We start from the raw sequence: 12,257 nt of genomic DNA, 5'->3' as shown, positions 1-12,257 counted from the left end.
TTTTAATACTTTTTTATATACAATAAAATAAAAATATAAAGGAAAGATTATGTGTAAAGATTGTGGCTGTTCTATTAATGGACATGAACATCATCATGATCACCATCATGAAAATCCAGCTTTAAAAGATGAAAAAACTATTAATGTTATTAGCAAAATTTTATCAAAAAATGATCATCAAGCAGCTCATAATAGAGAGCATTTCAATGAGTATAATACTCTTTGTATTAATCTAATGAGTTCTCCAGGAAGCGGTAAAACAACACTTTTAGAAGAAACTATAAAAACTTTAAAAGATGATTTAAAAATAGCCGTGGTTGAAGGAGATTTAGAAACTAATAATGATACAAATCGCATTATTAAAGCAGGAGGTTTAGCTCATCAAATCACCACAGGACAAACTTGTCATTTAGATGCTTTTATGGTGCATGAAGCTTTACATCATTTTAAACTTAGCGAGCTTGATATAGTATTTGTTGAAAATGTGGGAAATTTAGTATGTCCTGCAAGTTATGATTTGGGTGAGCATTTAAATGTAGTTTTACTTTCAGTAACAGAAGGTAGTGATAAGGTAGAAAAATATCCAGTGATGTTTAGAAAGGCTGATTTATTAGTCATTACTAAAGCTGATTTAGCTCAGCATTTTGACTTTGATTTTAAAGCAGCTTCTATGGCTGCTAAAAGGCTAAATCCTAAAATAGATATTATGATTTTAGATAGCAAAACAAAAACAGGATTTGATCTTTGGATAAGTTATCTAAAAATGAAAAAGGAGCTTAACTAATGTGTCTTTCTATACCTTCTAAAATTTTAGAAATTGATGAGCTAAATTCAGCTATAGTAGAAACTTTAGGGGTTAAAAGAAGAGTGAGTTTAGACTTGATAAGCGAACCTTTAGAAGTAGGTGATTATGTGCTTATACATGTGGGTTTTGCTATGGAAAAAATCGACACTCAAGCTGCACAAGAGAGTTTAAAAATTTATACAGATATAGCAGAGAAAATGCAAAATGGACAAATTGATGAAAATGAAGGCGATATGGGGCTAAAAAATGGATTTAATTAATGATTTTAGAGATAAAGAAAGAATTTTAGCCCTAAAAGAACTTATTGCTTCTAAAATTACTAAGCCTATTAATATCATGGAAATTTGTGGTGGACATACGCATAGTATTATGAAATTTGGTTTACCTGATTTATTGCCAAAAGAAATTAATTTTGTACATGGCCCAGGTTGTCCTGTGTGTGTTATGCCAAGAGAGCGTATTGATGTGGCTTTAAAGCTTGCAAGTATGCCAAATACTATCTTTTGTGTATTAGGCGATATGCTTAAAGTGCCAGGAAGTTATGAAAGCTTAATTGATCTTAGAGCCAAAGGAGCTGATATTAGAGCACTTTATACACCTTTGGATGTGATAGATATAGCCATAAAAAATCCTGAAAAAAATATAATCTTTTTTGCCATAGGTTTTGAGACAACTACACCTATGAGTGGGGTGATTATAGAAAAAAGCATGGCTTTAAATTTAAAAAATTTATTTTTTCATATTAATCATGTTTTGGTTCCACCCGCAGTAGAAACTATCATGCAAGATAAAAATGTAATAATTGATGCCTTTTTAGGACCTTCTCATGTAAGTGTCATCACAGGATCAAACATTTATGAACCTATTGCTAAAAAATACCAAACACCTATAGCAGTAAGTGGATTTGAACCGGTTGATATAATGCTTAGTGTGTTAAATATAGTAGAGCAAATGAATGCAAATACTTTTGAAGTTTATAATGAATATCACAGAGTAGTTAGTAAAGAAGGAAATTTAAAAGCTAAGGCTTTAGTAGAAAAATACTTTAAACCTTGTGATTTTGAATTTAGAGGTCTTGGAGTGATTGTAAATGGTGGGCTTTGTTTAAAAGATGAATTTGCGCACTTAGATGCTAGTAAAGTGTTTGATTGTAAAGTGCAAAGTAAAGATGAGAGTAAAGCTTGTATTTGTGGTCAAATTTTAAGAGGTTTAGCTAAGCCTTATGATTGTAAGGTGTTTGCAAAAGCTTGCACTCCAAAAAATCCTATAGGTAGTTGTATGGTTTCTAGTGAAGGAGCTTGTGCGGCTTATTATAAATACTATCAAGATAAGGCATAAAATGAAACAAATTACTCTAGCCCACGGTGGTGGTGGCGAAGAAATGAATGCTTTGATAAATGAAATTTTTTCTATTTTTGAAAATGATGTTTTAAAAGAAGCAAATGACGCTGCTATTTTAGATGATTTAGCTTTTAGCACCGATTCTTTTGTATTAAATCCTATCTTTTTAAAAGATATAAATATAGGAAAATTAGCAGTTTGTGGTAGCGTAAATGATGTATTAATGGTGGGAGCAAAACCGCTATATTTATCACTAGCTTTGATTTTAGAAGAGGGTTTTGAGATAGAAAAGTTAAAAATTATACTAAAATCTATAAAAGAAGAATGTGATAAAGCAGGAGTAAAACTAGTTTGTGGGGATACTAAAGTTGTTCCTAAAAATAAAGGCGATGAAATATATATTAATACTTCATGTATAGGTAAAAATATACAAAAAATCAATACCAAAGAATTAAAAAGTGGTTGTAGTATCTTAGTTTCAAGGGATATTGGAGCTCATGGTTGTGCAGTTTTGGTTGAAAGAAATAATTTAGAGGCAAATATCCAAAGTGATTGTAAAAGCTTAAAAGATGAAGTTTTAACACTTTTAAATGCAGATATTTCTATAAAAGCAATGCGTGATGCTACGCGTGGTGGACTTAGTGCGGTTTTAAATGAATGGGCTAAATTAAGTAATTTAGAGCTTTTAATATATGAAGAAAAAATTCCAGTTTATGATGAAGTTTTAGGGGTTTGTGAGCTTTTTGGATATGAGCCTTATGAGCTTGCAAATGAAGGAACTTTTATTATTTGTGTAGATAAAAAAGATGAGCAAAAAGCATTAGAAATTTTAAAACAATTCAATGCTAATGCAGCTATTATAGGTGAAATCACAGCTAATGAAAAAGCAAGAGTGGTTTTAGAAAATGCTTATGGAGCAAAACGCATTTTAGAGGCTCCAAAAGGCGAACTTTTACCAAGAATTTGCTAATGCATGAGTTAAGTATTACAGAATCATTACTAGAGCTTTGCGAAGAATATGCTCAAGGAAAAATTATTGAAGAAGTGCAAGTTAAAATAGGGCGCTTAAGTGGGGTTGAGCCTCCACTTTTACAAAGAAGCTTTGAAACTTTTAAAGAAAATAGTCCCTTATGTAAAAATGCTAAATTTATTATGCATATTCAAGAAGTAGTAGTTGAGTGTCAAAAATGCCATTTTAGTGGAGTGCTTGAAAATAATATCTTTTGGTGCCCAAAATGCGAAGATAAAGATTTAAAAATCATAGATGGGGAAGAACTTTATCTTATGCAACTTGTTTTAAAAGAAAACGAGGATTTAGAAAACAATGACAAATAAAGAAATCATTTTAGGTGCAGGTTGTTTTTGGTGTACTCAAGCTGTGTTTGATGAAATTAAAGGTGTAGTTTATACAGAAGTAGGTTATAGCGGTGGTAAGCCAAATCCAAGTTATAAAAGCGTGATAAATGGCGATGGAAATATAGAAGTAGCTAAGATAATTTATGATGAAAAACAAATTTCATTAGAAAAAATCTTAGAAATTTTTCTCAAAATGCATGATCCAACAAGCCTAGATAAACAAGGTGCTGATGAGGGGATGCAATATAGATCAGTTATTTTTTATCAAACTAATGAGGAGTTAAAAATTATTGGCAATTTTTTACAAAAAGTACAAAAATATTACACTAAAGCTATAGTTACGCAAGTTTTAAAATTAGAAAAATTTTATAAGGCTGAGGATTATCATCAAAAATATTTTAAAAATAATCCCAGCCAAGCTTATTGTAGATTTGTCATTACACCAAAGCTAGAAAAACTAGCAAATCATTCCTAGTTTTTCTTTTTAGAAATAGGGCAAACCCCAAGTGGACAAGCTTGTTTTCCACTAAGTACTCTTATAGGACAAACAGCAAAAATACCTGTTAATAAAGGAATTAAACCCAATAATCCCCACCAAGTTGAAAAATAAACTCCTAAAGAAAACGCCACTATGGCTAAAGCTATTCTTAGCACTCTTTCTAATTTACTCATAATTTCTCCTTTTTGTTGATATTATAAATAAATTTTAAAAGTATTTCTGTGATAAAGTTACAAAGAAATTAGTATTATTTTAGATCTTTCAAGTTTGATTTTACCTTCTTTTTCTAATTCTTTTAAAATTCTTGAAACGGCTTCTCTGGCGCTTCCTAAGTGATTAGCTAAAGCTTCATGGGTAATTTTTAAAGTATTGTTGCTAGCATTTTCTTTCAAAAAATCACAAATTCTAGAAGATAAAGGCATAAATAAAGCTTGTTCTAAAACTTTGATTAAGGTATTAAAACGCTTGGTGATTAAACTTAAAACATAATTATTAATTTTTGGGTATTTTTCTTTTAAAATTTGAAAAATTGTTGAGGGGATGATGGCTATACTTGTATTTTGAGTACTTTGTATAAAAACATCATAAGATATGCCATCCATATTACACTCAGAGCAAATAACGCATTCGTCATTTTCTTTAAGGTGAAAAAGTGTTATTTCTTTTGCATTTGGGGTTAAAATAAAAGCTCTAAGCTCACCTTTTAAAATTTTTATAAATCCTAAACATTTATCATTGACCTTAAAGTCTTTTTCAATGTTTATTATTTGTAAGTGCTCTTGTATAAGTTTGAGATCTTGTTTTTCTATTTCAAAACGAGAAAGAAAATTTTCCATGTTTTTAAGTTTTAAAAGCCTATAAAAGGCTTTTAAATTTTAGTGGCAACCACAACCACCACATCCACAACTTTGACCAAAGAAGCTTTCTAAAGCTTGCATATTTGGAAGTTCTGTTACTTCATTTACCAATTCTTTATAAGCAACCACACCATCTTTAACTACAAACACTGCTCTAGCTAAAATTCCCTCAAGTGGACCATCAGCCATTAAAACACCATATTTTTCACCAAATTCTTTAGAAACAAAATCACTTGCAACAGTTAAATTATCTATACCTTCAGTTGAGCAAAAACGACCCATAGCAAATGGTAAATCCATGCTAACTACGATTACTTCTACACCGCTTGCTGCTGCTTTTTTATTAAATTCTCTAGCTTCAGTTGCACATACTGGAGTATCAAGACTTGGTACGCTGATAATAATTTGAGTTTTGCCTTTTGGGGCAATTTCAACACCTGAAAGATCTTTAGCTTTTAAGGTGATATTTGGAGCCATATCGCCAACTTGGATGTTATTTCCTTTTAGATTTACTTTATTTCCTTTGAATAATACACTATTCATTTTTTCTCCTTGAATGATTTTTATTAATCATAATATAAAAAGATTAATAAAGTCTTATTTTTGTTCTTCTTTGCACATACCTGCTTCGATTAGAAAACACGAAGGTTGATAATTGCTTTTTTTAATCTTGTCATATTTTGCATAGCTTAAGTATAAAGTATCCTTAGCTCTAGTTACTGCTACATAAAAAAGCCTTCTTTCTTCTTCCAAACTTCCACCCATGCTCATGAGTTTTTGATTAGGAAATCTTCCTTGTGCAAGATCAATTACAAATACAAGTTCAAACTCAAGCCCCTTGCTAGCATGTATGCTTAAAAGATTAACACCACTACCACTACTCATTTCACTAGCACCAAGAGTAAGAAAATTATAATATTTATAATTATCACTATAATTTTTAGCAAGCTCTTTTAATACAAACATTTTTGCATTGATTTTTTCTAAAATTTCATTTTTTTTATTTAAATCAACATTGGAGTTTTTATTAGTCGCTCTTTTGGTTGCTAAAATATCACAAATTTCTTTAAAATAATCATTTTCTAAGATCAAATTTACAAGCTGGGTTGAAACCTTACACTCGCTTGCATTTTTAATAAAAAGATAAATTTTTTCAAGATTTTTCGCACAAAGCTCGTTGATTTTAGGAAGGCTTAAAATAGGGTGGGTATTAAATTCACTTTCTAAGTTAAACCTTGAAGGCGAGGCTAACTCCTCAATATTATCAAAAAGTCCTAGTTGGTAACTTTGTTTTTTGTATTTTTTTAAACTCACACTACTATCAGGATTTAAAAAACCTTTAATCAAACTAGAATGTCCTAATTTTAATAAAGCGTCAAAAATATCTTTTGCTAAAACCCCACCAACCCCTTTGGTGTATTCAAGTAAATGTATAAAAGCCATGATATCTTTTGGATTAAGCACGATTGCAAGCATAGAGCAAAAGTTTTTAACTTCCAAGCTTTCAAAAAAGCTTCCCCCACCTTTTCTTTTGCTTGCTATACCAAGTTCTCTTAAGGCAACTTCTACTCCATCTGCACTAGAATTGTTTCTAAAAATAACAGCGATTTCATCAAGATTAACCCCGCTTTGTAAGATTATTTTTGCTATAGTAGAGTATTGATCAAATAATTCATTAAAAGTTAGCAAACTTGGCGCTTTAAAATCTCCTTCTCTAGTTACAATTAATTCTTTAGGATATAATCTTTCATTGTTTAAAATAACTTTATTGGCCAGCGCAAGTATATTTTTACTAGAACGATAGTTTTTATTTAAAGTAAAAATATTTGCATCGACAAATCTATCTTTAAAACTTCCTATAATAGAAATATCAGCTCCATTAAAAGCATAAATACTTTGGTCATAATCCCCCACACAAAATAAACTTTTGCTTTTAAAAGCATCAATTAATGAACCTTGTAAAGTATTAGTATCTTGGTACTCATCTACTAAAATCTCATCAAATTCAAAATGATGTGAAACTAAAACATGTTTTAATTTAATCAATAAATCATTAAAATCCACATAATTAAAACGTGCTTTTTCTTCTTCGTATTCTTTTAAAATATCTTCATAAATTTCAGCATAAACAGCTTGTTCATCATAATTTTGACAAAACCAATTATAAAATTCATCTAAATTTGCATTAGTATTTTGAAATAAAGAATACACATCATACAAATAACTTGGCATATAAGGTTTAGTATCACTTAGATGATGAAAAGTGCGTTTTTCAAAAATGGAACGTAAAAGAATTTTAAGCTCACTTGCAGGTTTTAAAATAATATCATGATTTAATTCTTTAAGTAGGGAATAAGCAGTGCTATGAAAGGTTCCTGCTGTGATTTTTGAAGTAATGCTTTTATCAAAATACCTACCAAGTCTTTCTATCATTTCTTTACTAGCTTTGTTTGTAAAGGTTAAAAGCATAATTTTTTCAGGCTTTATACCATTTTGAAGCAAAAAGGCTATTCTTGCAACTATGGTTGAAGTTTTACCTGTGCCTGCGCTTGCTATGATTAGATTGTGTCCAAAAGGAGCACTAGCAGCTTTGTATTGTTCTTCATTTAAACGCGATAAGGGCATGAGCTTCCTAGTTTAAAATTATATTTTGTATATCATTAAAATAAAAATGATTGATACCATCTTTATATTCATAATAAAGTGTAAGTTTATGAGAATCTAAAATAGTCTTAACAATATATAATCCAAGTCCAAAACTATCTTTGTTTTTCTTGCCTTGCGTAAAAGCTTGAGTGTAGTATTTCAAGTCTTTATCTAAAGCTTTTCCTTTATTTTTAAAGCAAAGATAATCTTTAGTTATTTCTATGGTAACGCAATTTTCATCAGAGTATTTTGTTGCATTATCTATCATATTTTTCATTGCAGTGGTAAAAAGTTTAAAATCAACATTAACACTAAAGCTTTCTTTGATACTAATTTTTACTTTTTCATCATCACTCATAGCTATATCTTTAGCTTCATCTAAAAGATCTAAGATATTGTATTTTTTTAAATTAATCAAACCAGCACCTGAAGTAATTTGTTCAATGGCTGCAAATTCATTAATCAAAATTTCCAAACGATTAAAAGCACCCACTAATCTTTCTTTATATTTGCTATCTTCAAGCATTTCTAAAGTAATTAAACCTTTAGTAATAGGTGTTTTTAACTCATGCATAATATTTCTTAAGAAAAATTGCCTTGAAGTGTTTAGTTTTTGAATTCTCAAAATAGACTCATAAAAGGCTGTTGCTACTTGAGAAATTTCATCATTGCCTTTACTGACATTTTGAATTTCATTGAGTTTATTTTCACCAAATTTATCTATTTGTCTTTTTAAAGCTCTAAGTGGTTTTAATTTTCTAATGATAAAAATATATAAAATCAATAAAACCATTACAACTATACTAGCAATAAGCTTAATCACAAAATAACGATAACCTTGATATTCTAAATCTTTGTACAAATAAAGCTTACCATCAAAAATGATTTTTAAATATACATTATCTTCTAAAGTAATGATTTCAACTACACCTGTGCTAGTTTGAGCGCGTGCTATGGTTTCAGCTTTGTAGATGATTTTTCTTATAGAAGATGGGGTTGTTAGTTCTATCATTTTGTAATTTTTTGTTTGCTCATAAAATTCTTTTTCGCTAATTACATGGTTAAAATACAATAATCTTGCATTAGCTATAAAAGAATATTTCGCATTAAGCTCATTAGTGTAATTTTGCTGATCATATTTTATAAGCCATAAAAATGCCAAAATCACACTAACACTAGCAAGCAAAAAAACAAAGGTTATGGTATAAAAAATTGATGATTTATTCATTGAGTTAATTTATACCCTATACCTCTAATTGAATGAATGTATTTTGGAGTTTTAGGATCATCTCCGATTTTTTGTCTGATTCTGCTAATGATTACATCTATACTTTTATTGCTAGAATCTTCACTAATAGAGCTACAATTATACACAAGTTCTTCACGACTCACCACTCCACCTTCTTTTTTAATTAAATAACTCAAAATATCAAATTCAGCATTGGTAAAGCTAATTTCTTGATCTTTCATAGTGATAGTATGTTTATATTTATCATATACAAGATCTTTTTTAACTTGAGCTTGAGCGGTTTTTGTATTTGAAATTCTTCTTAAATGACTTTTAATCCTTGCTTGAAGCTCTTGAGGATTATATGGTTTTGGTAAATAATCATCTGCACCCAAATCAAGCGCAGCAACCTTATCGCTAATATCATGTCTTGCACTTGAAATGATAATAGGTGTATCATATTTTTTACGAATTTCTTCACACACTTCAAGTCCATCAAGTCCAGGCAAGCTTAAATCTAAAATGATTAAATCATAAGGATTTAAAGCAAGTCTTGAAAGACCTATATAAGGTTCATGAGCAATATCTACTTTCATATCAAATTGCTCTAAATATTCAGCTATAATCTCAGCTAATTCTAAATCATCTTCTATCATTAAAATATTTGTCATTTTCTTCCTTTCTTAAAAAAGTAAAGCTCTAACCATACCACCTCTATTAATCCAAATTTTAACATATTCTTTGCCTTTATTTAATTCTAAAGCCTTAGATAATTCTTTAAAATTTGAAACTTCATATTGATCAATACCTATAATAATATCACCTTGCTCAAAGCCTATTTTTTCTGCTTTTGATTTTGGAGTAACTTCAGTGATTAAAATACCACTAATATTTTCAGGTATGCGGTATTGTTGTTTATTTTTAGAATCAAGCTCTACTAATTTTAAACCATCAATATAATCTTTTTCATATTGTAGCGATTTTTCATCTGTTTTTAGCATAAATTTAGCTGTTTTAACTTTATTATCTCTTTCATAAGTTACCTCTATAGCTTGTTTTGGATCAATACTTCCTATATAATTTTTTAAATCCATAGGGCTTTTAATCACAGTTTTATCTACTTTTATAATCAAATCACCTCTTTTTAATCCCGCATTATAAGCTGCTGAGTCTTTTTGAACTTCTGTTATTAAAGCTCCTTCTTGATTAGTATAAGCTTTTTTAATATCTTGAGTTAAAGCTCCTATAACTACACCTAAATATCCTCTTTCTATTTTTCCATGCTCGATAAGTTTTTGTGCAATAGATTTTGCCATATTAGAAGGGATTGCAAAGCCTATACCATTATTTCCTCCACTTCTTGAAAGTATGGCTGAATTTATCCCAACTAGAGCCCCTCTGCTATCTACTAAAGCCCCACCTGAATTTCCAGGATTAATTGAAGCATCCGTTTGAATGAAATTTTCATATTGATTTAAACCTATATTGTTTTTGTTTAAGGCCGAGATAATTCCACTTGTAACACTGCTTCCAACACCAAAAGGATTACCTAGAGCAAATACTACATCACCTTCTAATAATTTATCCGAATCAGCAAAAACCACAGCAGGTAAATTTTTTGCTTCTATTTTTATCACTGCTAAATCTGTTTTAGGATCAGCACCAATTAATTTAGCTTTATATTCAGTGCTAGAATCAGGTAAATTTACAGTGATTTTTTCAGCATCTTCTATAACATGATTATTTGTTATAATATAACCATCACTTGAAATAATTACACCAGATCCAAGTGAACTTACTACTTCTTTTTTATTTTTTTTGCTTTTTGGAGCTTGTGGAAAATCAAAACCAAAAAATTGTTTAAAATAAGGATCATTGAAAAAATCATCAATCCCAAAGGAATTACTTTGAACGGTTTTAGAAGTTGAAATATTCACAACTGAATTTTTAACTTTTTGTATAGAATCATGATAAGAAAGTATAGTATTTTGATTATCAGTTGGTAAAGATCTTTTTACATTATCATCTGCTTGTTTAAAATCAATACTAGCACTAAAAAGACTAGTTGCTAATGCCAAAGAAAGAACCATAGTTTTTTTCATGTATTATCCTTTGTAAAATCAATTTATGCAAGTATAAAATTTTATTTTTACGCAATTGTAAATAAAACCTTTAGTTTTAAAACTTATAAAAGTTGATTGACTAAGACTAAAGTTTATGATATAATCTTATAAAAAATAAGGAATAAAAAATGAGTAATAGTTTATATGAAACACTAGGTGTTTCACAAAATGCTAGCGCAGATGAGATAAAAAAAGCTTATAGAAAATTAGCAAGACAATACCACCCAGATATCAATAAAGAAGCAGGTGCTGAGGAAAAATTTAAAGAAATCAACGCCGCTTATGAAATTTTAAGTGATGAGAAAAAAAGAGTTCAATATGATAGATATGGTGATTCTATGTTTGGTGGGCAAAGTTTTCATGATTTTTCAAGAAATGCAGGTGGAGCTGATATTAATGATATTTTAAATAATATTTTTGGCGGTGGCTTTGGAGGTTTTGGTAGAGGTTTTAGTTCTAGCAATAATTTTAGAAGTGGTTTTGGAGGTTTTGGGGGCTTTGAAGAGGATTTAGACTTACAAGCAAGTGTTAAAATTCCTTTTGAAAAAGGAATTTTAGGTGGTGAACACACAATAAATATCAATAACGAACAAGTTAAAATCAAAATTCCACATGGTATAAAAGATGGCGAAAAGCTACGCATACGAGGTAAGGGAAAAAGCTTTCAAGGACAAAAAGGAGATTTGATTTTAAAAGTAGAGCTTGAAAAAAGCGATGAATACGAAAGAGAAGATGATGATTTATACAAAAAGGTTGAAATTAGTTTAAAAACAGCACTTTTTGGAGATAAAATCAGCGTACACACCCCAAGAAAAGAAGTTAAAATCACCATACCGCCAAATTCTAAAAACAATCAAAAAATCAGACTTAAAGGCTATGGGGTGCAAAATAGAAAAACAGATCTTTATGGGGATATGTATTTAATTTTAAATGTAAAAATACCTGATATTAATAGTCTTGATCCTGAATTTGTAAAAATTTTAGAAGAAAAATTACCTTGAAAGGAGTAAGTAATGGAGCATAGTTATGATGAACCGGTGTATCTTATAAGCGTTGTTGCAAAGGTTTTAAGCATACACCCACAAACTCTAAGACAATACGAAAAAGAAGGTTTGGTTGAACCAAGTAGAACTGATGGCAAAATGAGGCTTTATTCTCAAAAAGATATAGATAGAATCAAAATGATTTTACGCTTAACAAGAGATCTTGGAGTTAATTTAGCCGGTGTTGATGTGATTTTAAAGCTAAAAACAAAAATTGATGAGTTTGAAAATACCATTGAAGAATTAAGATTAGAACTTGATAGAAGAGATAATCCTTCTAAATCAAGAGCAGTAGTCAAACACAGAAGTAATTTTGACTTAATTTTTTTAGAAAAAATAAAATAATAAAACATTACAAA

General features: G+C 29.6%; 15 protein-coding genes. 8 read left to right on the top strand and 7 right to left on the bottom strand.

Annotation, left to right across the window (positions count from 1 at the left end; genetic code table 11):
* The first annotated feature begins 49 nt into the window (after positions 1–49).
* Genes hypB through msrA form a run of 6 tightly spaced genes read left to right on the top strand, consistent with a single transcriptional unit; the run spans position 50 to position 3,977 of the window.
* On the top strand, positions 50–784 hold the full coding sequence (gene hypB / locus L8U98_RS05340; RefSeq protein WP_263725111.1) for a hydrogenase nickel incorporation protein HypB: 735 nt from the start codon (positions 50–52) through the stop codon (positions 782–784).
* Positions 784–1,065: a HypC/HybG/HupF family hydrogenase formation chaperone gene (locus L8U98_RS05335; RefSeq protein WP_263725112.1), complete on the top strand. Its 282-nt coding sequence runs from the start codon at positions 784–786 to the stop codon at positions 1,063–1,065. The genes hypB and L8U98_RS05335 overlap by 1 nt, the downstream gene beginning before the upstream one ends.
* Entirely contained in the window at positions 1,052–2,143 is a 1,092-nt protein-coding gene (gene hypD, locus L8U98_RS05330) for a hydrogenase formation protein HypD (protein WP_263725113.1), read from the top strand. The genes L8U98_RS05335 and hypD overlap by 14 nt, the downstream gene beginning before the upstream one ends.
* 1 nt (position 2,144) lies before the next feature.
* Positions 2,145–3,116, top strand: coding sequence for a hydrogenase expression/formation protein HypE (gene hypE / locus L8U98_RS05325; RefSeq protein ID WP_263725114.1), 972 nt, complete (start codon positions 2,145–2,147; stop codon positions 3,114–3,116).
* Positions 3,116–3,481, top strand: a complete 366-nt coding sequence (locus L8U98_RS05320) for a hydrogenase maturation nickel metallochaperone HypA (protein WP_263725115.1) — start codon at positions 3,116–3,118, stop codon at positions 3,479–3,481. Before hypE ends, L8U98_RS05320 begins: the two co-directional genes overlap by 1 nt.
* Positions 3,471–3,977 (top strand): peptide-methionine (S)-S-oxide reductase MsrA, encoded by a 507-nt coding sequence (msrA, locus tag L8U98_RS05315; RefSeq protein WP_263725116.1) that lies wholly within the window; start codon positions 3,471–3,473, stop codon positions 3,975–3,977. Before L8U98_RS05320 ends, msrA begins: the two co-directional genes overlap by 11 nt.
* On the opposite strand, the gene L8U98_RS05310 is transcribed toward msrA, so the two are convergent.
* From L8U98_RS05310 to L8U98_RS05280, 7 genes are read right to left on the bottom strand one after another with little or no spacing between them, the layout of a single operon-like run.
* The gene (locus L8U98_RS05310) at positions 3,974–4,174 is read right to left on the bottom strand and encodes a DUF2892 domain-containing protein (protein WP_012661495.1); all 201 of its coding nucleotides are present in this window, start codon (positions 4,172–4,174) and stop codon (positions 3,974–3,976) included. The two genes, msrA and L8U98_RS05310, sit on opposite strands and share 4 nt — an antisense overlap.
* A 57-nt stretch (positions 4,175–4,231) precedes the next feature.
* The gene (locus tag L8U98_RS05305; RefSeq protein ID WP_263682258.1) at positions 4,232–4,837 is read right to left on the bottom strand and encodes a Crp/Fnr family transcriptional regulator; all 606 of its coding nucleotides are present in this window, start codon (positions 4,835–4,837) and stop codon (positions 4,232–4,234) included.
* 39 nt (positions 4,838–4,876) lie between these two features.
* Positions 4,877–5,401, bottom strand: a complete 525-nt coding sequence (gene tpx / locus L8U98_RS05300; protein WP_012661493.1) for a thiol peroxidase — start codon at positions 5,399–5,401, stop codon at positions 4,877–4,879.
* Between the two features lie 54 nt (positions 5,402–5,455).
* Entirely contained in the window at positions 5,456–7,483 is a 2,028-nt protein-coding gene (locus L8U98_RS05295) for an ATP-dependent helicase (protein ID WP_263725117.1), read from the bottom strand.
* A gap of 7 nt (positions 7,484–7,490) precedes the next feature.
* Complete coding sequence (locus L8U98_RS05290) at positions 7,491–8,732, bottom strand: ArsS family sensor histidine kinase (RefSeq protein WP_087700579.1); 1,242 nt, start codon at positions 8,730–8,732, stop codon at positions 7,491–7,493.
* Positions 8,729–9,403 carry a response regulator transcription factor gene (locus L8U98_RS05285; RefSeq protein WP_039626094.1) on the bottom strand — a complete coding sequence of 225 codons (675 nt, stop codon included), beginning with the start codon at positions 9,401–9,403 and terminating at the stop codon, positions 8,729–8,731. The genes L8U98_RS05290 and L8U98_RS05285 overlap by 4 nt, the downstream gene beginning before the upstream one ends.
* Positions 9,404–9,415: 12 nt before the next feature.
* Entirely contained in the window at positions 9,416–10,834 is a 1,419-nt protein-coding gene (locus tag L8U98_RS05280) for a DegQ family serine endoprotease (protein WP_263725118.1), read from the bottom strand.
* Positions 10,835–10,983: 149 nt separating this feature from the next.
* Between L8U98_RS05280 and L8U98_RS05275 the strand changes: the two genes are divergently transcribed.
* A complete protein-coding gene (locus tag L8U98_RS05275) occupies positions 10,984–11,856 on the top strand; it encodes a J domain-containing protein (protein WP_263725119.1) in 873 nt (290 codons plus the stop codon).
* 12 nt (positions 11,857–11,868) lie between these two features.
* On the top strand, positions 11,869–12,243 hold the full coding sequence (locus L8U98_RS05270; protein ID WP_039668403.1) for a heat shock protein transcriptional repressor HspR: 375 nt from the start codon (positions 11,869–11,871) through the stop codon (positions 12,241–12,243).
* Positions 12,244–12,257: the final 14 nt, after the last annotated feature.

It is taken from the genome of Campylobacter sp. RKI_CA19_01128 (assembly GCF_025771175.1).
Taxonomy (GTDB): Bacteria; Campylobacterota; Campylobacteria; order Campylobacterales; family Campylobacteraceae; genus Campylobacter_D.
The sequence above is the reverse complement of the archived record's forward strand: the minus strand, read 5'-3'. Positions and strand labels throughout refer to the sequence as shown.